We start from the raw sequence: 19,648 nt of genomic DNA on the forward strand, positions 1-19,648 counted from the left end.
TCTGGAGTGGATTCTCGCCCACGACTCCAGTCCCAAGATTACTTATTACGGGGATCCTACTCTCCTCTACTGTGGCGGTTTGCTGCTGGCGCCGGAGCAAAAGGCCCGCCTACAGTACATCTGGAAAGATAACCAATCTGAAGCCCGCTACTTTCTGACAAATTACCGGCCGCCTCATTATTCGCATTCGTCCCCTGACAGCTTGGAGTTGTGGCGCGAGGTGCACACAATCGAGGCCGATGGCCTTCCCATCCTCTCCATCTATAGGCAAAAGAAACGTTAGAAAAAGCCCCCCAGACTAGTTCTGGGGGGCTTTTTCTAACCTGTAATCATTCCCGCAAGGCGCCAACTAAAACGCTAACGTTCCCTAGGCTCTAGCCTGCTAAGCGATGCGGCAAATCAAGGACGGATGCAGGCGCCGGCTGCCGGGTTTGGTACAGCATAATCTTACCTAAATGCTGTATCGTTTTTAATTCCAGCCCTGACCAAGTATCTTTGATTTCTTATTGCTCTGCCCTGTTTTCTGCCCCGGAAATTCTGTGAAAAAACCCTTTCTGCTCCTATTTCCGGCCATCGCTGCGCTTGGCTTGGCCACTCAATGCCAATCGACTAAAACGGCCGCACCTGGCAGCAGCAGCACGGGGGCCTCGGCCCAAACTACTGCCCCAGCCACCAAAGAGTACAAATACGAAACCGTAGAAGGCGACCCGCTCAAGGCGCGTATTTACACTCTTGATAACGGTCTGACAGTCTATTTGTCGGATTATGACGATGCCCCGCGCATTCAGACTTACCTAGCCGTGCGGGCAGGGTCCAAAAACGACCCGAGCACTGCCACCGGCCTGGCCCACTACCTCGAACACATGGTGTTCAAAGGCACCTCGCGCCTGGGCACCCAAAACTGGGAAGCGGAGAAGACGGAACTAGCTAAGATTGAGGCCCTCTACGAGCAGTACCGCAGCACTCGCGACGTAGCTCAGCGCAAGAAGCTCTATCATCAAATCGACTCTATATCGGGGGTGGCGGCCAAGTATGCCGTGGCTAACGAGTACGACAAGGTCATGGGCGCCATCGGCTCCAAGGGCTCCAATGCTTATACCTCGGTGGAGCAGACGGTGTATCAGGAGGATATCCCGAGCAACCAGTTGGAGAAGTGGGCCGCTATTCAGGCCGAGCGCTTAGGTGAGATGGTGCCACGCCTGTTTCACACGGAATTGGAGGCCGTGTATGAGGAGAAGAACCGTACTCTGGACAATGATTTCAGCAAGGAGTTTCAGGCCCTGAACGCCAGCCTCTACCAAAAGCACCAGTACGGCACTCAGACCACCATCGGTACCATTGAGCACTTGCAAAACCCCTCTATCACGGAGATTAAGGCCTACTTTGACAAGTACTACGTGCCGAACAACGTAGCCTTGGCCCTAAGCGGCGACCTGGATTACGACCAGACCATCCGCATCATTGACCAGTACTTCGGCAAGCTACCCCGCAAGGCCGAGCCAACGTTTACCGTTGCGCAGGAAGCCCCGATTACGGCGCCCATTGTGAAGGAAATAGTAGGCCCCGACGCTGAGAACGTCATGCTGGGCTTCCGTTTTCCGGGTACTACTACGCCGGACGCGGTAGTGCTGCGCATGATTGATAAGATCCTAACCAACGGGCAAGCCGGCCTGATTGACTTGAATCTGAACCAGCAGCAGAAGGTATTGCAGGCGGCTTCGTTCACGGATATCAACAACGATTACTCTTCCCACATCCTTTACGCGACGCCTCGCCAGGGTCAGAGCCTGAACCAGGTGCGCGATTTGCTGCTAGCTCAGTTGGATAAGGTGAAGAAGGGCGACTTCCCAGAGTGGCTGATTCCGGCCATTATCAACAACGAAAAGCTCCAGCGCACCAAGAGCTACGAAAGCAACGAGTCGCGTGCCGGTGCTTTTGTGGCCGCTTTCGTGGCGCGCATGCCTTGGCAGGATTACCTAAAGCAATACGACGAGTTCGCTGCCGTAACGAAGGAGGATGTGATGCGCGTGGCCAATCAGTACTATGGTCCTGGCTACGCTCTCATCTACAAGCGTACGGGCAGAGACACGAGCACGCCCAAAGTGGTAAAGCCCGCTATTACGCCAGTGCCAGTGAACCGGGAGGTAGCCTCGACTTTCTACAAGGAAGTAGTAGACAAGCCGACTCCGGAGTTGCAGCCTGTATTCGTTGATTTCAAGAAAGATATCCAAGAACTGAAGCTGGCTTCGGGCGTGCCGGTGTTTTACACCAAAAACACGGAGAACGAGCTATTTAATCTGTATTATATCCTCGACCTTGGCACCAATAACGACCCGAAGCTGGGTCTGGCGGCCGACTATCTGCAATACCTCGGCACCGATAAATACTCGGCAGCGCAACTGCAGCAAGAGTTCTATAAGTTGGGCTGCTCGTTCAGTGTGAGTAGTGGCCAAGACCGCGTATACGTGAGCCTGGCGGGTCTCGACACCAACTTTGAGCCAGCCTTACAGCTATTCGAAAGCCTGCTGGCTAACCCTAAGCCGGATGCCAAAGCGCTCAACGACATGGCAGCCGGTGTACTCAAAGCCCGCAAGGATGCCAAGCTGAACAAGCAGGTAATTCTGAGCCAGGCGATGGTGAACTACGCCAAATACGGCCCTAAGAACCCCTTTACCAGCCAGCTTTCTGAGAAGGAGCTAAAGGCGCTGAAGCCTCAGGATCTGACGGCTCTGACCAAGAAGCTGACGTCGTACCAGCACCGCGCGCTGTACTACGGGCCACGGCCAGCCGACGGGTTGGTAGCAGTGCTGAACACGGCCCACAAAACGCCCCCCACGCTCACGCCCGTGCCCGCCAACAAGGATTTCGCCGAGCAGCCTATGAAGGACCGCAAGGTGTACTGGGTGGACTACAACATGGTGCAGGCCGAAATCCTATTCCTGACTAAGGGCGACGTGTACGACAAAACCTTAGTGCCCACGGTGAGCTTGTACAACGAGTACTTCGGCGGTGGCATGGGCAGCATCGTATTTCAGGAATTGCGCGAATCTAAGGCACTGGCTTACTCGGCTTCCTCGCGCTACTCCAACGCCGACAAGCAGGGCCGCTCCAACTACGTGATGAGCTACATCGGTACCCAGAGCGACAAGTTGCCCGAGGCTATGACCGGCATGGCCACCTTACTTAACGATATGCCCGTAGCCGAAGCTAACCTGCAAATCGCCAAGAACTCTATCCGCAACAGCATTGCCACTGAGCGCATCACCAAGTCGGACATCCTCTTCAGCTACGAGCGCGCCAAGCGCCTCGGCCTCGACTACGACCTGCGCCGCGACGTGTACGAGCAGACGTACAACATGAGCTTCGATAACCTTAAAAAATTCCAGGAAGCTAAAGTGAAGAATCAGGCCCAAACTATTCTAGTTATTGGCTCGAAAGACCGCCTTAACTTCAAAGAGCTGGCTAAGTATGGCAAAGTGGAGCAGCTTACCCTAAAAGAGATATTTGGGTATTAAGTAAAGCTCAGTAGTTGGTGCTTCGTTGTCTGGCAAGAATCTGAGAGCAAGCATTACCAACAAAGCTTTACTAGCCAAGAACCAAAATTGCCCCCAGCACCAAGAAATTAACTCCAATCTCCACTAATAACTGTCAACTAACCACTGACAACTCTTAACAATGGCAGAACAGAAGATCACCATCAAAAACGGCAAGCTGAATGTACCTGACAAGCCTACCATTCCCTTCATCGAGGGTGATGGTACGGGGCCAGACATTTGGGCTGCTTCCCGGAGAGTGCTTGATGCGGCCGTGGAGAAGGCCTACGGTGGCAAGCGCCAATTGATGTGGAAAGAGGTGATGGCCGGCGAAAAGTCATTTAAGCAAACCGGCAACTGGCTGCCCAACGAGACCCTCGACGCTTTTCGTGAATATCTGGTAGGTATAAAAGGCCCCCTGACCACCCCCGTGGGTGGGGGCATTCGTTCCCTGAATGTGGCTTTGCGCCAAGAGTTGGACCTGTACGCGTGCGTGCGTCCCGTTCGCTGGTTTGATGGTGTGCCCTCGCCCGTGAAGCAGCCTGAGCTGACCGACATGGTTATCTTCCGCGAAAACACCGAGGATATCTACGCCGGCATCGAATACATGAACGGCACGCCCCAGGCCCAGAAGATGTTGGAGTTTCTGCAAGACGAGATGGGCGTAAAGAAGATTCGCTTTCCCGAAACGTCGTCGTTTGGCATCAAGCCGGTGTCGAAAGAAGGCACGGAGCGACTGGTACGCGCGGCTATTCAGTACGCCATCGAGCACAAGAAGCCTTCTGTGACCATCGTGCACAAGGGCAACATCATGAAGTTCACCGAAGGCGCGTTCAAGACTTGGGGTTATGAGCTAGCCGAGCGCGAGTTCAGCGACAAAGTGTATACCTGGGCCCAGTACGACCGCGTGGCGGCTAAGCAGGGCCAGGAAGTAGCCAACGCCCAGCAGAAAGCCGCTCTCGACGGTGGCAAAATCCTGATTAAGGATAGCATTGCCGACGCCTTCCTCCAACAGATCCTGCTCCGCCCGGCCGACTACTCGGTGGTAGCTACCCTGAACCTGAATGGTGACTATATCTCCGACGCGCTGGCCGCCATCGTGGGCGGTATCGGCATCGCGCCGGGGGCCAATATCAATTACCTCACCGGCCACGCCATCTTCGAAGCGACCCACGGTACGGCCCCAAAGTACGCCGGCCAGGACAAAGTAAACCCCGGCTCGGTAATTCTGTCCGGCGCCCTGATGCTGGAGCACCTGGGCTGGCAGGAAGCCGCCGACCTGATCTACAAAGGACTCGAAACCGCCATCGCCTCCAAGCGCGTCACCTACGACTTCGAGCGCTTGATGGAAGGCGCCACGCTGTTGAAATGCAGCGAGTTTGGCGACGAGATTATTAAGGATATGTAGTGGATTGGTCTCCGCCAATTTACCAAATAGAAAACCCCGCGTTGGCTTTGGCTGGCGCGGGGTTTTTAGTTAATTATTATGATAAAAGAAATTACATTCTCACTTTCAGAAATTCGTGTCCCTCAATGGCGCGAGCTTGTAGCTCGTGACAAGCCTTGAAGTGGAGGTTGTACCTCCACTGTCGCGCTAGCGGCAAAATGAAACCGCGCCGCCTAGTTAACCTGGGCGGCGCGGTCGTTCTGGTGGGGAGGCGCACCCTCCCGGCATGATTGGTCACGAGTTACGCTACGCTAAACTCGCGCCAGCTGCGTTTCGGGGGCGTGGGGGCTTTTTACGCTTTTACTCTACAGCTTCTTGGTGATCAGCAGGCCACCATACGAATACCCGTTCACGTTCACTCCCTGAATAGGAACCATAGAGAAGCCGTTGCGGCCGGCGGTTTTATGCAGCTGTGGCACCACAATACCAGCCGTGGCGCCCACGACGTAGCCAACGATGTTATCGGAGAGGAAATGTTTGCCGGCTTCCATACGGGAATAGGCTACTGCTGCCGGTACCAAGGCGGCGGCCCCCCACACGAAGGGTTCGGCAGGTGAATCCGGGTTGAAATCGTGGAATACTTTGGCCGCGAAGAAGGTAGCGGTGGCCGTGTGGGCCGTGTGGCCGGACATAAATGAGTTGGTAGAAATCTTGCTGTTGCGGTCGCCGCCCCCTTCCGAGCCGTACAGGAACGGGCGGTAGCGAGTAACAGTGCCCACCGTCATAGTGAAGATGGCAGCGGAAGAGGTCATGGCCTGGAGGTAGAGTCCAAGTATCTGGCCGTAGTGGCCGCGTACATCTTGATCGAGGGCCAGCAGGCCAGGAGCCGCCACCAAGGAGCCGTAGGTGAGGTAGTCGCCCACGGTTTGGGCCCGGTTGCTGTAATTGCCGGCCGTGAAACGGTCGAACTTGGGAATATCGTTTTTGTCGAGAGCGGCCAGTTCAGCGTCGCTCAGGCCACTTTTCTGCTGTACTAGGTAGAGGCCCAAGCCACCAACGGCACCCAGACCCAGGGTAATGGGCGCATCGACGGCAAATCGGGTACGATAAGGGGAAGATGACTGCTGAGCTGTAGCTGCGGGCTTAGGTGCCAGCAAGAGGGTGACGGAGATCAGGAGAGAGGAGAAGTATTTCATAGAGGGGAAAGTGGATTGAGGCTGAAACGGCGAACTCAACAGGAAGGTTGATGCGGCCGACACGACTCCTGGGGAGCAAATTCTGGCTGTAATGTGGGAGAGGTTTAGTTGCGCCCAAGGGAGCGAACGCTCCCTGCGGCGCCCGTGTTGTCGGGTGCTGTTACCTTCTTGGCGGCAAATGCTTTATTTGCCAGCGCAACCCGTATACTCCGCTTTACAGAACCAACTCTACCCATGAAGAACTTATCTCGCTATCTACTGCTCTCCACGGCTCTCGTCGGGAGTTTGTCGTTAGTGGCCCTCAAAAACGAAAATAAGGTAGTAGCCGACCCCGACAACGCCGGCCTCAAACTACCTGCCGGCTTTGGCGCTCTGAAAGTGGCAGAAACTGGGGCCCGCACCCGTCACATCACTGTCACGCCCCAGGGCACTATTTATGTGAAGCTGAACCGGCCAAACAAGGAGGGCAAAGGCATTTTGATGCTGCGCGAAACCAGCGGCGGCAAGGCTGAAGTGATAAATGGCTTCAGCAACTACGGTGGCACGGGCATTTACAGTGTACCCGACTTTCTGTACGCGTCTTCGGATCAGGAAGTATTTCGCTACAAGCTCAACGCCAAAGGCGAAGTGACCAACCCGACTCAGCCCGAAAAAATCGTTACGGGCCTCATCAACCGGCGCCAGCACGAGAGCAAGTCTATTGCTCAGGATAAGGAAGGCAATCTGTACGTCAATATTGGGGCATATTCCAACGCCTGTCAGGTGAAGGACCGGCAGAAAGGCTCTTTGGGCATTCCTAATTGCCCCATTCTGGATTCGGCCGGGGGCATCTGGCAGTTCAGAGCCGATAAGCTCAACCAAACCTACAGCAATGGCACCCGCTACGCCACCGGCCTGCGCAACGTAGTGGGCCTCGATTGGAACACCCAAACCAACCAACTCTTCGTGATGCAGCACGGCCGCGACCAGTTGCACGACAACTTCCCGGAGCTCTACGACACAAAGCAGTCGGCGGAGCTGCCGGCCGAGTGCATGTACGCCCTGAAGAAAGGTGATAACGCCGGCTGGCCCTACGTGTACTACGACAACACCCAGCGCAAAAAGATGATGGCCCCCGAGTACGGCGGCGACGGCAAGAAAGAAGCCACCGGTAATTTCCTGGAGCCCACCGCGGCCTACCCCGCCCACACGGCGCCCAATGCCCTGCTGTTCTACACCGGCACTATGTTCCCCGAGAAATACCGCAACGGCGCCTTCATTGCCTTCCACGGCTCCTGGAACCGGGCTCCTGAGCCTCAGAAAGGGTATTACATTGCCTTCCAGCCCTTCAAAGATGGGAAGCCCTCAGGCGACTGGGAAGTATTCGCCGACAACTTTGCCGGCACGCCCGACAAAGCCGCTGCTGGTCGGCCCGACCACAAGCCTTGCGGCCTGGCGCAAGGTCCCGATGGCTCGCTCTACGTTACCGACGACAAGCAGGGCACGATTTACCGCATTGTTTACGCTAAAAAATAAGTTTTTAATGAAGTATCTCCTCGCTGTGGTGTGCGCACTGGTGTGGCATAGTCAGTCGGCCATTGCCCAACAAAAAACGCCCCCCAAAGCCAAACCCGCCGCTACTAAAGCAGCTGCAGCGGCACCTAAAACTGCTGCTGTATCGGCGGCTACCATTGCGGCGGGCAAAGCGGTGTACACCCAAAACTGCCTGACCTGCCACCTGGCCGATGGTGGCGGCGTAGAGAGAATGAACCCGCCCCTAAACGGCACCACTTGGGTGCTGGGCGACAAAACCCGCTTGGTTAAAGTAATACTCAATGGACTAGAGGACGAAGACATTGATGGCGAGCCTTACGGCAATGTAATGCCCGCCTTCAATGCCCTCTCCGACCAGCAGATTGCCGATGTGCTGACTTATGTGCGCAATAGCTTCGGCAACAAAGCCAGCGTCGTGGCTCCCGCTGAGGTGAAAGCTATTCGGGCCACGAACAAAAAGTAACTACAAACTTACCCCAACTTAAAAAAGCCGCTCCTATCTTTGGATAAGAGCGGCCTTTTTGGGTTACAATGGGAAGTGGCAGACGAAAGCTGTGTTTTGTACTTACTCTTCCTTCGCTTTACCCCTCTTTTTCCGAAACTGTAAGTCGCCGCTGAGCGATTCGTGCTTTAGAATTGAGTCGTGAACTAAGCGTGCTTGTTTGCCCGCTTGGTCTGCTTTGCGTTGAAATAGGGCGGCTATTGTGGACTGTTTCTCATCACTGAAATGCCTGCTTAGATTCTCCAGCAGCATTTTAGTTTCTTCCAGCCCGCGCATAGATTGATAGAGCATACTTTCCACTGACTCGGTTACCTCTGATAGCAGGGCGCTGATGGTGTAGGCATGTCCCGTATGGCAGCGGAAGCGGATCAGCTTGCCTTCGATCAGCTTAGTCATCACGCCGTGGCAATCCGGGCAGGTAAACTGGGTTGGCTCGCCTCGCTCAATAATGCCCATTTCGTAGGCGTTGCCATGCTTGGCAATGGTTATCTCTACTTCCAGCAGATCCAGCTCTTGCTTGGTCATGCGGGATTTGGCAGGTGCCGGCTGCATGGTCAATTGCACTAGCAACGCTCCTAACTCGGCCAGGGACACGACATGGTCGGCTTTCACAAACTCCAAGGCATTGGACGGCATGGCCGGCGACTGGGCATCGCGTGGGTTTTGTACTACAGCCAGCCCACCCAGCCGTTGCAAGCAGTATAGTCCCGAGGTACCATCGTCGAGGTAGCCCGTCAGCACGACGCCTATAACCCGTGAGCCGTAGGAATACGCCGCCGAGCGAAACAGGGCATCGATGGAAGGTCGGAACCGATTCTCCTTGGGCCCGCGCTTGACAAGCACTTTATCGTCTTCGACCAACAGGTGATGATCGGGCGGAGCTACATAGATAGTACCGGCCTCCACCGGCTCGCCATCCTCGGGGTGCTTGGCCTTTAGCGACGATACCGAGTTCATAAGCTGCGGCAGAAAGCTGTGCGAGTCGGCTGGCACGTGCTGTACTACAAAAATGGGAGCCGGAAAATCAGCCGGCAAGGTTTTTACCAGCTCCAGCAACGCTGAAACGCCCCCCGACGATGCGCCAATGACCACAATATCGCGCTGCTGTTTTTGACTTTTTCCGTTCTTAGGCTGCTTCATAGCTATAATAATAATAATAATAGCTGAAGGAGGCATAAATGCAAATGAAACAATTGCACTAAGCTGAAAAGGGCTTTCTTATAGAAGAAGCATAAACTGGCAGTGCTGCGGAGGAGCCGCTTATGTTGCCGACGGCTCCCAGCCTCTTCAGGCAGCCATAGCGCAACCTGCTACTTAGCAGCAATCAGCTGTTTGCTTGTGTATTGCGTAATACGCGCACCGTTACCGAAAGCTGCCCCACGTGGCGCATGGTATGCTCGGCGGCGTGCACCAGCAGCCCCAGCACCGTAGATGGCAGTTGGGCCCGTCCTACGCCGCGGGTTTCCGTCAGGGTGGGTTCGGCGGTTGCGCGGAGCTGAACGAGGGCGCGTTCTACCTGCTCATGGAAAGCTTGCACCAGAGCGGGCCCTGAACTGCCAACTGGGGGGCTTTTTCCTTCTGTAGCCAGCGCCGCTAGCTGCTCGGAGGTGAGCTGCTGACCTTGGGCGTAAGTGAAAAGGCGGCTGAGTACGCCAGTGAGATGCTGGAGGTGAAAGCCGACTGAGGCTACACCCGCTGGCTTCTGCCAAAGCAGATCGTCCGGAAAATCGCGCAGCAGCTCGGCTACTTCTTCGCGGGCCTGGAGCAGGGCGTGCGCTACGGGCTGGAGCAAGGGTGGCACATCGGGCAGGGGGCCGCGCAGCCAAACTTCGCGGGTGTCGGTGGGGGGCATTTTTTATGGGGAAGAAGTGAGGAGACAATACATGAGCAATTCTCCATACGGCCGTATCTTTGGGCATGTTGGAAGTATCGAAGCGAGGCCACGCCATGCCGGTGTCGCCTTTTAGGAAGTTGTTGCCCCACGCCGATGCGGCCCGGAAACGCGGCCTCCAGGTGTATTACTTAAATATCGGTCAGCCCGATATAGAAACGCCCCCCGCGGTGCTAGCAGCGGTGCAGAAAGCCGATATTCGGGTGCTGGAGTACAGCGCCAGCGCCGGCCACGAGAGCTACCGTCAGAAGCTGGCCGCCTACTACGAGCGTGTCGGCATCCAGGTAAGCGCCGACGAAATCATCGTCACGGCCGGGGGCTCGGAGGCTATTCTCTTTGCCATGCTGAGCTGCCTAAACCCGGGCGACGAGGTCATTATGTCGGAGCCTTTTTATGGCGCCTACACGGCTTTCACCGTGGCGGCCGGCGTGCATATTGTGCCGGTATTGGCTCACATAGAAAATGGCTTTGCGCTGCCGCCCATCGAGGAGTTTGAGCGCGTTATTACCCCGCGTACCAAGGCTATTCTGATTTGCAACCCGAATAACCCAACGGGCCACGTATACCGGCGCGAGGAGCTAGAGCAGCTGCGCGACATCTGCCTGCGCCACCATCTGTATTTGTTTTCCGACGAAGCCTACCGCGAATTCTGCTACGATTCGCCCTACGTAAGCGCCCTGCACCTCTCGGGCGTAGACGAGCACGTGGTCTTGCTCGATACCATTTCGAAGCGCTACAGTGCGTGCGGAGCCCGTTTGGGAGCTTTTGTTACGAAAAACAAAGAGCTGTATGCCGTGGCCCTGAAGTTTGCCCAGATGCGGATTAGCCCGCCCGGCTTGGCGCAACTACTAGGTGAGGCCGCCACCGATTTGCCCCCCACCTACTTCGACGCCACTAAAACCGAGTATCTGGCTCGCCGCGACCTGATGGTGAGCCGCCTACGCGCCATGCCCGGCGTAGAATGCCCCCTACCGGGCGGCGCTTTCTACGTGATGGCCCAGCTGCCCGTCGACGATTGCCAGCGCTTCGGGCAATGGCTGCTGGAGTCGTTTTCGTACGAGAATCAGACGGTGATGATTACGCCCGCGGCGGGCTTTTACGCCACCCCCGGCCGTGGCCACAACGAAGTGCGCCTGGCCTACGTGCTCAACTTCGATAAGCTAAATGCTGCGTTAACCTGCCTGGAACAAGCCTTAGCAGTTTATCCAGGCCGGACATTGTAACTCCTTAGCGCTCCGGCGTGTTGTCAGGTCGTACTTTTGCCCCCCAGATACTTTATTTCCTATGCTCGCTTTATTAAGCTCCACCCTCGGTCGCCTGCGCATCGTTGGTTTTCTCGAAGGCCTTTCTTTTCTCGTACTCCTCGGCATTGCCATGCCCCTGAAATACCTAGCCGGCCAGCCCGAAGCGGTACGTATGGTGGGTATGGCCCACGGCCTGCTGTTTGTGCTGTATGTGCTGCTGGTAATTATGGCGGCTATTGAGCGGAGTTGGTCCTTTAAGAAAACGGTGCTGGCTTTTCTGGCCTCGCTGGTGCCATTCGGTCCTTTTTACGCCGACAAAAAGCTGTTTCGAGAGTAGCCTATTTTTCCTGGACTGCATCGCATCAACACCTCAATAAAAAGGGTAACAGTGCTGCTTGCCCTTGTTCAAAACTCAAAAGCTCTCCTGGCTACGTTACAGCTAAGAGAGCTTTTTTTGGCTAATCAAGACAGGTACTTAACTGTCAATCCGGCTAGAGCAGTGAGCGTAAAAAGCAGCAAAGCGAAGCGGTTGGCTCGTTTTCGCTGTTTTGGAGACTGGCTACATTCATCTGTAAAGATTGGGAAGGCATAAATCATGGCGCACCGGGTTGACTAAGTGAGTGATTGTAGGTGATATATCGCCTAACCGGGCAGCGCATTACAAGTGGGCCACGCCTTATCTATGTAAGGCGAAGTTTGCCAACTACCTTTTCTTTACTGGCAACTTCCAAAACAAAAAAAAGCCGTCATTGCTGACGGCCTTTTTTGTTTTGGAAGTTGGCTTTTTACAACGTTGCCATATCAATCACGAAGCGGTACTTCACGTCGCTTTTTACCATGCGGTCATAGGCTTCGTTGATGTTGTCCATCGGGATGATTTCGACGTCCGACATGATGTTGTGCTCGGCGCAGAAGTCCAGCATCTCCTGCGTTTCGGCAATGCCACCGATAAGCGAGCCGGCGAGGCGGCGACGCTTGGCAATGAGGTTGAAGGCGTGAACCTGTGGTGCTTCTGGCGGTACGCCAAGCAACACCATCGTGCCATCCAGGCGCAGCGTGGCGATGTACTGATTCAGATCCAGCGGGGCTGATACGGTGTTGATGATAATGTCGAAGTAGTTCTGGACGCTCTTCATGGCGTCCTTGTCCTTGGTTACCACAAATTTGTGGGCACCCAGAGCTTTGGCATCTTCCTCCTTGTTGGGCGAGGTGCTGAGTACGGTTACCTCGGCGCCCATCGCAGCGGCCAGCTTTACGGCCATGTGGCCCAGTCCGCCGAGGCCCATCACGCCTACCCGGTCGCCTTCCTTTACCTTCCACTGCCGCAGGGGCGAATAGGTAGTAATACCTGCACACAGCAGCGGCGCTACCCGTGCCAAATCCAGCTTGTCCGATACCCGTAGCACGAAGTTTTCGTCTACGACTACCTGGTTGGAATAGCCACCGTAGGTTGGCTCTTGGGTTTTGTATTCGCGGCCGTTATACGTGCCCACAAAGCCCACTTCGCAGTACTGCTCCAGTTGCTGCTCACAGCTTGAACACGTGCGGCAAGAATCGACCATACAGCCGACCCCAGCCAGGTCACCTTCTTTGAAGTTTTTGACGTGCTGACCCACCTGCGTGACGCGGCCTACGATTTCGTGGCCGGGTACCATTGGGAAGATAGAGCCACCCCACTCGTCGCGCACCTGATGCACATCGGAGTGACACACGCCACAGAACAGAATCTCTATTTGCACATCGTGCGGGCCTACTTCGCGGCGCTCAAAGTTGAAGGGAGTGAGGAGCGCGTTGGCCGTTTCGGCTGCGTAGCCTTTTACTTGGGTCATGGTGTTGGTTTTGGAGAGTAGGAAAAAGAGCGAAAATCATTAACTCACTGCCGAGTGGGAAGTTTACCAACTCGACCGCTCAATCTACGTTAAACGGCGTTTTGCTTTAGTTATCAACAGGTTATAAACATTTTGTGGAAAGCTAAGTAAGCACGCCCGTGGCTAGCGCTTCTTCCACCTGTGCGCGCATTCGCCGCAGCGACTCGCGACCGAAGCGCCGCTGCAACATGCGGCCAAATAACTTAAAGCCCAGCCAGTAAAACGGATTACGAATCCTTCCGAGCTGTGAGTACGCATGGATACGAAACTCAACCCGACCGGTTTCTAAGTTTTTGTGCACGGTGAAGTTGATTTCACCGCGCTCAAAATGGCCTTCCAGCGTGCGGTAGTTGTAGCCCCACACCTGCTCGGGGCCAGCTGGGGTGTCGCGGGTTTCGTCGAAAACGCCCCCCACCCGCACCCCAAACCAGAAACTGAAGCCCAGGAACTGCCCGCGCAGCAGCAGCGTGCGCTTTTCCAAAGGCGCATCCGGCACGAAGATGCCGGTAATCAGGTCGGGCGGCGGGAAGGTGTAGTTGAGCAGCACTTGACGGGCCGCCGCCCAAGAGCCGTGTTCGGCGGGCGGGCCAGGCACCTCGGGGGGCAAATCAGTCGCGTAATCATCTACGTTCCAGCCAGTGGCGGTGGTGTACTCGTGGGCGTGCTCGGGGTCGAAGTTGTATTTAGCCTCATTGAAGGCGGAGAGGCGGTCGTGGTACCGCTCCCACAGTGGTGGCGCAGTGGCAGACTTAGGCCTCATGCTTTACCTCCGTTCCGGCTTCGTGCTGCTTTATTGTTTCAACCGATACGGGCCCTAGCGGCAGCCCGCCGCAGTAGTCGGCAACCCGCTCGCAGAACGTGCGCCACGTTTGCTCCTGTACTTTCTTGCCAATGCCCAGCGTGTCGTAAGTAAAGGCTACCAGACCATCGCGGGAGCGCGCCCAAGAATGAATTTCAAACTGCAAGGTATCTGGCAACAGTGGATGTTTGCGCAGAGAAAACCGGATACGGCCCGCCTCAGGATGGTTTTCAAGTGTCACCATCTCGAAGTAATCGTCTCCCATTTCGGTCACGCGCACACTGCCGTTCCAGGGCCCTAGAATGCGAATCTTGAACTCGTCGCCTACGGCCAGGCAATGGCCGGCGCCTTTTGTTTTCTCAAAATTAGCCAATAGATCGGGCGAGAAACGCTCTACTTCGCAGGTGATGGTGTGGAACAGCTCGGCGGCCGACTGGTTGGAGTGCTGAAAGGAAACCTGATAACAGCGCTCAAAAAAGGGCCCGGTGCCCGTACTGGCTGGTTGTTCGGGTTTGCTCATGGGGTTCGGGGCTAAAGCGTCCGTAGGGTTTACTTAACGCAGGCAAGCACATAGGGTTGATTTTTATGATGGGTGGTGCCCCGCTTCTTTTGGCGCATTGCATCAAACTTCTTCCAGCTTTTCGACAAACCGGCCGTAGAAGGAAAATTTGCCCCCCAGCCCCGCTCCCACCCTATGTACCGCCCCTACCACCCGCCCGCCGACCCCATTGTAGTTCGCGACCTGACCCAACAGCAGGAAGAAATGCGCACCCGCGTTCGGCTGGAGCCGCTCCGTGCCGAGCCCACCTTCATTGCCGGCTGCGACTCCTCTTTCCCGACGCCCGAAACAATTCTGTCAGTGTTCGTGCTACTGCATTACCCATCCCTGGAGCTGTTGGAAAAGGTTTATAACGTGGGTCCCGTGACGGTGCCGTATGTGCCCGGCTTTCTAGCTTTTCGAGAAGCGCCGAACTTGCTGGAAGCCTACAAAAAGCTTCAACAGAAGCCCGACGTGATAATGGTAGACGGCCACGGCATTGCGCACAAGCGTCGTATGGGCATTGCCGCTCACTTGGGCGTACTGCTCGATGTACCTACCTTCGGCGTTGCCAAAAGCCTGCTCACCGGCAAGTTTGAGGAACCCGCACCCGCTGCCGGCAGCCGCTCGCCCTTGCTCGACAAAGGAGAGCTCATTGGGGAAGTGTTGCGCACCAAAGACAAGGTACTACCCGTGTTTGTGAGCCCCGGCCACCGCTGCGACCAAATTACTGCAACTCGCTTGGCCATAGCCTGCACCCGCGGCTATAAGCTGCCAGAGCCCACGCGACTAGCAGATCATTGGGCTGAGCAGTTTAAAAAGGAGATTCGCTGAGCTGAATTTTCCTTGCTAGGCGGTCATGCAGAGCGCAGCGAGGCATCTCGCGTGCGGTCGTTGATTAGTAGTCCTGCTAAACACGCGAGATCCTTCGCTGCGCTTTGCATGACGGTGTGAGTAAGTTATTCTAATCATCAAACTACCCTACCGACTCCAGAATCCACAAACGCCTGCTGTAAAGCGGTTAATGATTCTGAAGCAGCTTTAGGCAGCTCCAGCAGCTCAGCTACGGCAGCGTACACAGGGCGAGGAGAGTTGGCTGCGCCTATTATGCCCCGATCCAGCGGTTGCTGCTGCGACTTAGATAACTTTTGCCCCCCAGGGCCGGGAAGCAAGGCGTGATGCACAAATTTGGTTGCTGCAAAACCGGCCGTAGCAGGTAATTGAGCTGCCAGGAAAAGCTGGGCTGCCGTGCTGGGCAGCAAATCCTCTCCGCGCACGATGAGGGTAGTACCCAGGCGCAGATCGTCGGCGAGGGAGGCTAGCTGGTATGCGGGGAGGCCGTCTTTTTTACGCACCACGAAGTCGCCCATGGTATCGACCAGCGCTACTTGTAAAGGTCCGCGCCAGGTATCAATTACAGCCAACGGCGTGGCGGGAACGCGCACGCGCCAGGCGGTGCTGGGGGTAGCAAAAGTAGCGTGGCATCCAGGGCAGCCGATTTCCTTGCCGGTATCGAGTTGGGGGGGCAAATTGGAGGTGCGCGAGCAAGTGCAAGCATACACTAGTCCCAGCTGCTGGCGCAGAGCATCGAGCACGGCCTGGTATTCAGCCAAGTGATGCAGCTGGGAATATTCCTGCTCAAACTCGGCGGGGTCGCGGGGGCCCGTGTCGTAGTCGAGGCCGAGCCAGCGGATGGTGTGGAAAATGTTTTCCAGGTAAGCAGGACGTAGGCGGGCGCGGTCGAGGTCGTCGATGCGCAGGTGTAGGGTGCCGCCAGCCCGGCGCACGAGCAGCCAGGTCAGCACAAAGTTCACGGCATTGCCCAGGTGCAAGTAGCCGCTGGGCGTAGGCGCCAAGCGGCCGCGAATAGGGCTAGTGAAAACTGGGTGGACCATGCTGGGGGGCAAATTACGCACAGTCGGTCCGCAACGCACGGCCTGCATTCGAGCCGTTCTTTACTTCTTTGCCTTCATCAATAAAAGCGGTTTAAATGCGGCGCTGCTAGCTGATTAACGGCCGCAGTTCAGACCGCCCTAGCCTGAGGAAAACCTTTGCCGGGCAAGCCGGTAAAACGAGAAGTCATTTCAACCTCTCTATGCGTCGCTATTTATTCTGGGCCTTCGGTTTATTGGTGCTGCTGGCTGCTGGCGGCTTTGTCGTCAGTTGTACGATTTCCGCGCCCAAGTACCGTGGACCAGTTTCCGACCACTTTGATGGCAAGACCTTCCAGAATGCGGGTGGAGTAAAAGCCCAGGAAGGCATGAGTCCTCTGCTAAAATGGATGCTCAACCGCGACAAAGGCGAGTGGCCCGAGCAGCCCAATCTACAGCCCGGACCCAAGCCACCGACCCGCGTAGGCCGCGGCCAGGTGCGCGTCACGTTCGTTAATCATGGCACTTTTCTGTTGCAATTCGACAGTTTGAACGTGCTGACTGACCCCATCTGGAGCGAGCGCACCAGCCCCTACCAATGGATTGGCCCTAAGCGCCTGCGCCCCCCGGGCCTGCGCTTCGACGACTTGCCCCCCATCGATGCCATTGTCATCAGTCACAACCACTACGACCACCTCGACGTGAATACCCTGCGGCGGCTGGCTGCCCGCGACCAGCCCCGCATCTTCGTCGGGCTGGGCATCAAAGCGTTTCTGGATGAGAAGAAAATCAGCAATGTAACGGAGCTGGATTGGTGGCAGGCCTTGCCGCTGAGCGCCACCGTGCAGCTTATGGCCACGCCCGCTCAGCACTTTTCCGGCCGTGGCCTGCGCGACCGCGACGCGACGCTGTGGGCTGGCTGGGTGATGGGCACGAGCCGCGGCAACCTCTACTATGCCGGCGACACGGGCTATGGAGCTTTTTTCAAAGAAATTGGTCAGCGGCTGGGACCCATTGCGTTGGCCATTCTGCCTATTGGCGCCTACAAGCCCGAGTGGTTTATGTCGCCGATCCACATATCCCCCGCTGAGGCCGTGCAAGCCCACCAAGATTTGGGCGCCCGGCGCAGCATTGCTACTCATTTCGGCACTTTCCAGCTTGCCGATGATGGTCTCGAAGAGCCCATAATTGACCTGCGAAAGGCATTGCGAGCTAACAACTTGGCCGACAGTGCTTTCCTAGTCTTACCGGAGGGAGCCGGATGGACTATGCAAGATTAAGCTCAACAATGCTGAGCCTAAAGAAACCATTTTCACAATTCTCAGTATATAGCTCAAATCCAATAAAATTCTTCTCCTTACCCATTCTCGTGAAACTACTCTCTACTATATCCAAATCTTTCCTTTTGGGAGCAGCGCTGCTGACGGCGGCTCCCGAGGGGCACGCGCAGAGCGCGGACCGCAAGACCGGCATTAGCCTTTATGGCAGCACTCTCCAGTACAAGGGCGACTTGGGCTCGGAGTGGTTCAAGTCCAACAAGATCGAGTACGGCGGCGGTATTACCCTCTCGCGCTATATCACGCCGGGCCTGGACATCGGCATCTCGGCCAACTACGGGGACATGAAGTTCTCAACCAAGACGCTCAAGGCCATTGATAACCTGCCCGCCGCCATCCGTCGCTTCGACGCGAACGTGACTACCATTGGGGTGCCGGTCAAGTTCAAGCTCAACAACGGCTGGGCCCTGAAAGAGGACGCCGTGTTTGCTCCTTACCTGAGCCTGGCGCCGGGCTTGATGATTGCCTCCTCGGATAAGTTCAGCAACGTAGGCGCGGGTGAGCAGTTCCTAGGCAACAAGGACCATTACGCCGCTTACCTGCAAGGCGCCGCCGGTATTGCCCTGAACTTCTCCCCTTCTTTCGGCATCTTCGTGCAGACAGGCCAGATCTATGCCCTGACTAACACGATTGACAACGTCGACGCTGGCGATCTGAATGACCGCTACCTGCAGCATTCAGCCGGTATCACCGTTAATGTTGGCCGGGCTAAAGATGAAGATGGCGACGGCGTACCCGACCGCAAAGACAAGTGCCCCGGCACCCCCGCCGGCGTAGCTGTGGATGCCAATGGCTGCCCACTTGATGGCGACGGTGATGGTGTACCAGACTACCAGGATAAGTGCCCTACTGAAGCTGGTTTGGCCGCTTTGGAAGGCTGCCCCGACCGCGACGGTGACGGCATACGCGACGGTGACGACAAATGCCCCGACACGCCCGGCAAAGCCGAACTACAAGGTTGCCCCGACGCCGATAATGACGGCGTAACGGATGCTGACGACAAGTGCCCCGATACCCCAGCCGGCGTAAAAGTAGACGCTACTGGCTGCCCTATTGACACCGATGGCGACGGCGTGCCCGACTTCCAGGACCGCTGCCCCAACTCGGCTGGTCCCGCTTCCAACCGCGGCTGCCCCGAGATTAAAGTAGAGACGAAAAAACGTCTAGAGGCTGCTACCAAGTTCATTCAGTTTGAGTTGAACAAAGCAGTACTCAAGCCGAGCTCTTACCCCACGCTCGAAGATCTAGCGAAAGTGCTCAATGAGTATCCCGACTACAACCTGAGCATCGCCGGCCACACCGACAGCCAAGGCAGCGACGCCTACAACCTGAAGCTGTCCGATGACCGCGCCGCTGCTGCCCGCACCTACATGCTCAGCAAAGGCATTCCTGCCGAACGCATTGAGTCGCGCGGCTACGGTGAAACTAAACCCATCACGACCAACGCCACTGCCGCCGGTCGCGCCCTTAACCGCCGCGTCGAGTTCGACCTCTTCCTGCCCGAAGAAGCCAACGAAACGCCCAAGCCCGAAGGCGAGCAGAAATAGCTCCCAGGCTATAGCACCAGCTAAAAAAGCGGCAAGCCACTATGGCTTGCCGCTTTTTTGTTGTCAAGAACTTTCATGATAAAACGACAACTCCCCTCCTCATCTGAGGAGGGGACGCCACCGCGCAGCGAGGGCTGGGGTGGTTGAGGTCGTTGCTGATGTTGTTTAATCGTTAAACACCTGATTCAAGATCCTCATTACAGGCTAGCTTCAACCAAACGGCGCAGACGTCAAGACGCAAATATGCGTCTCTACACTGTTCAAGCAAGTTGTTCAGACTTGTTCATTTCGACTTTCAATACTGGACACACTGTCCAAAAATGGACACTTTTTTCAGCCCACTGATACCATATCTAACTCACAAAACACTCATTATTAACTATTTACACGATTGGCATAGCG

At 56.0% G+C, this 19,648-nt stretch carries 17 protein-coding genes; 10 read left to right on the plus strand and 7 right to left on the minus strand.

Going from position 1 to position 19,648, the window contains the following annotated elements; translation table 11 throughout:
* The 3 genes from ACW9KT_RS17835 to icd form a co-directional block, all read left to right on the plus strand.
* Nucleotides 1–283, plus strand: a 283-nt coding sequence (locus ACW9KT_RS17835) for a hypothetical protein (protein ID WP_457082882.1), incomplete at its 5' end; no start/stop codon positions are given.
* Nucleotides 284–539: 256 nt separating this feature from the next.
* Nucleotides 540–3,515 (plus strand): M16 family metallopeptidase, encoded by a 2,976-nt coding sequence (locus tag ACW9KT_RS17840; protein ID WP_457082884.1) that lies wholly within the window; start codon nt 540–542, stop codon nt 3,513–3,515.
* 160 nt (nt 3,516–3,675) lie between these two features.
* A complete protein-coding gene (icd, locus tag ACW9KT_RS17845; protein WP_457082886.1) occupies nt 3,676–4,941 on the plus strand; it encodes an NADP-dependent isocitrate dehydrogenase in 1,266 nt (421 codons plus the stop codon).
* Nucleotides 4,942–5,285: 344 nt separating this feature from the next.
* On the opposite strand, the gene ACW9KT_RS17850 is transcribed toward icd, so the two are convergent.
* The gene (locus ACW9KT_RS17850; RefSeq protein WP_457082888.1) at nt 5,286–6,116 is read right to left on the minus strand and encodes a phosphatase PAP2 family protein; all 831 of its coding nucleotides are present in this window, start codon (nt 6,114–6,116) and stop codon (nt 5,286–5,288) included.
* A gap of 234 nt (nt 6,117–6,350) precedes the next feature.
* On the opposite strand from ACW9KT_RS17850, the gene ACW9KT_RS17855 reads away from it, so the two are divergent.
* Together ACW9KT_RS17855 and ACW9KT_RS17860 are read left to right on the plus strand one after the other, a co-directional pair.
* On the plus strand, nt 6,351–7,631 hold the full coding sequence (locus ACW9KT_RS17855; protein WP_457082890.1) for a PQQ-dependent sugar dehydrogenase: 1,281 nt from the start codon (nt 6,351–6,353) through the stop codon (nt 7,629–7,631).
* A 7-nt stretch (nt 7,632–7,638) separates the two neighbouring features.
* Nucleotides 7,639–8,112 (plus strand): c-type cytochrome, encoded by a 474-nt coding sequence (locus ACW9KT_RS17860; RefSeq protein WP_457082892.1) that lies wholly within the window; start codon nt 7,639–7,641, stop codon nt 8,110–8,112.
* Between the two features lie 102 nt (nt 8,113–8,214).
* Here ACW9KT_RS17860 and ACW9KT_RS17865 read toward each other — a convergent pair whose 3' ends face one another.
* The gene (locus ACW9KT_RS17865; protein WP_457082894.1) at nt 8,215–9,291 is read right to left on the minus strand and encodes a chemotaxis protein CheB; all 1,077 of its coding nucleotides are present in this window, start codon (nt 9,289–9,291) and stop codon (nt 8,215–8,217) included.
* 184 nt (nt 9,292–9,475) lie between these two features.
* Complete coding sequence (locus ACW9KT_RS17870) at nt 9,476–10,003, minus strand: DinB family protein (RefSeq protein ID WP_457082896.1); 528 nt, start codon at nt 10,001–10,003, stop codon at nt 9,476–9,478.
* Between the two features lie 65 nt (nt 10,004–10,068).
* On the opposite strand from ACW9KT_RS17870, the gene ACW9KT_RS17875 reads away from it, so the two are divergent.
* The gene (locus ACW9KT_RS17875; RefSeq protein ID WP_457082898.1) at nt 10,069–11,265 is read left to right on the plus strand and encodes a pyridoxal phosphate-dependent aminotransferase; all 1,197 of its coding nucleotides are present in this window, start codon (nt 10,069–10,071) and stop codon (nt 11,263–11,265) included.
* 61 nt (nt 11,266–11,326) lie between these two features.
* The gene (locus ACW9KT_RS17880) at nt 11,327–11,623 is read left to right on the plus strand and encodes a DUF3817 domain-containing protein (protein ID WP_457082900.1); all 297 of its coding nucleotides are present in this window, start codon (nt 11,327–11,329) and stop codon (nt 11,621–11,623) included.
* 448 nt (nt 11,624–12,071) lie between these two features.
* Here the strand turns inward: ACW9KT_RS17880 and ACW9KT_RS17885 are convergent, their stop codons facing one another.
* From ACW9KT_RS17885 to ACW9KT_RS17895, 3 genes are all read right to left on the minus strand, one after another.
* Nucleotides 12,072–13,115 carry an NAD(P)-dependent alcohol dehydrogenase gene (locus ACW9KT_RS17885; RefSeq protein ID WP_457082902.1) on the minus strand — a complete coding sequence of 348 codons (1,044 nt, stop codon included), beginning with the start codon at nt 13,113–13,115 and terminating at the stop codon, nt 12,072–12,074.
* A 142-nt stretch (nt 13,116–13,257) separates the two neighbouring features.
* Nucleotides 13,258–13,914, minus strand: coding sequence for a DUF1990 domain-containing protein (locus ACW9KT_RS17890; protein WP_457082904.1), 657 nt, complete (start codon nt 13,912–13,914; stop codon nt 13,258–13,260).
* Nucleotides 13,904–14,473 (minus strand): DUF1990 family protein, encoded by a 570-nt coding sequence (locus ACW9KT_RS17895; RefSeq protein ID WP_457082906.1) that lies wholly within the window; start codon nt 14,471–14,473, stop codon nt 13,904–13,906. Before ACW9KT_RS17895 ends, ACW9KT_RS17890 begins: the two co-directional genes overlap by 11 nt.
* 75 nt (nt 14,474–14,548) lie before the next feature.
* On the opposite strand from ACW9KT_RS17895, the gene nfi reads away from it, so the two are divergent.
* A complete protein-coding gene (gene nfi / locus ACW9KT_RS17900; protein ID WP_457082908.1) occupies nt 14,549–15,325 on the plus strand; it encodes a deoxyribonuclease V in 777 nt (258 codons plus the stop codon).
* 137 nt (nt 15,326–15,462) lie between these two features.
* Here the strand turns inward: nfi and ACW9KT_RS17905 are convergent, their stop codons facing one another.
* Nucleotides 15,463–16,386 carry a glutamate--tRNA ligase family protein gene (locus ACW9KT_RS17905; RefSeq protein WP_457082910.1) on the minus strand — a complete coding sequence of 308 codons (924 nt, stop codon included), beginning with the start codon at nt 16,384–16,386 and terminating at the stop codon, nt 15,463–15,465.
* Nucleotides 16,387–16,586: 200 nt separating this feature from the next.
* Between ACW9KT_RS17905 and ACW9KT_RS17910 the strand changes: the two genes are divergently transcribed.
* Both ACW9KT_RS17910 and ACW9KT_RS17915 read left to right on the plus strand, forming a co-directional pair.
* On the plus strand, nt 16,587–17,642 hold the full coding sequence (locus tag ACW9KT_RS17910) for an MBL fold metallo-hydrolase (protein WP_457082912.1): 1,056 nt from the start codon (nt 16,587–16,589) through the stop codon (nt 17,640–17,642).
* Nucleotides 17,643–17,731: 89 nt separating this feature from the next.
* On the plus strand, nt 17,732–19,246 hold the full coding sequence (locus ACW9KT_RS17915; RefSeq protein WP_457082914.1) for an OmpA family protein: 1,515 nt from the start codon (nt 17,732–17,734) through the stop codon (nt 19,244–19,246).
* Nucleotides 19,247–19,648: the final 402 nt, after the last annotated feature.

This window comes from Hymenobacter sp. HD11105 (genome assembly GCF_054051685.1).

Coding starts and splice junctions, on each gene's coding strand:
- icd (WP_457082886.1), top strand. CDS start 3,676: ATGGCAGAACAGAAGATCACCATCAAAAACGGCAAGCTGAATGTACCT.
- ACW9KT_RS17850 (WP_457082888.1), bottom strand. CDS start 6,116: ATGAAATACTTCTCCTCTCTCCTGATCTCCGTCACCCTCTTGCTGGCA.
- ACW9KT_RS17855 (WP_457082890.1), top strand. CDS start 6,351: ATGAAGAACTTATCTCGCTATCTACTGCTCTCCACGGCTCTCGTCGGG.
- ACW9KT_RS17860 (WP_457082892.1), top strand. CDS start 7,639: ATGAAGTATCTCCTCGCTGTGGTGTGCGCACTGGTGTGGCATAGTCAG.
- ACW9KT_RS17865 (WP_457082894.1), bottom strand. CDS start 9,291: ATGAAGCAGCCTAAGAACGGAAAAAGTCAAAAACAGCAGCGCGATATT.
- ACW9KT_RS17870 (WP_457082896.1), bottom strand. CDS start 10,003: ATGCCCCCCACCGACACCCGCGAAGTTTGGCTGCGCGGCCCCCTGCCC.
- ACW9KT_RS17875 (WP_457082898.1), top strand. CDS start 10,069: ATGTTGGAAGTATCGAAGCGAGGCCACGCCATGCCGGTGTCGCCTTTT.
- ACW9KT_RS17880 (WP_457082900.1), top strand. CDS start 11,327: ATGCTCGCTTTATTAAGCTCCACCCTCGGTCGCCTGCGCATCGTTGGT.
- ACW9KT_RS17885 (WP_457082902.1), bottom strand. CDS start 13,115: ATGACCCAAGTAAAAGGCTACGCAGCCGAAACGGCCAACGCGCTCCTC.
- ACW9KT_RS17890 (WP_457082904.1), bottom strand. CDS start 13,914: ATGAGGCCTAAGTCTGCCACTGCGCCACCACTGTGGGAGCGGTACCAC.
- ACW9KT_RS17895 (WP_457082906.1), bottom strand. CDS start 14,473: ATGAGCAAACCCGAACAACCAGCCAGTACGGGCACCGGGCCCTTTTTT.
- ACW9KT_RS17905 (WP_457082910.1), bottom strand. CDS start 16,386: ATGGTCCACCCAGTTTTCACTAGCCCTATTCGCGGCCGCTTGGCGCCT.
- ACW9KT_RS17910 (WP_457082912.1), top strand. CDS start 16,587: ATGCGTCGCTATTTATTCTGGGCCTTCGGTTTATTGGTGCTGCTGGCT.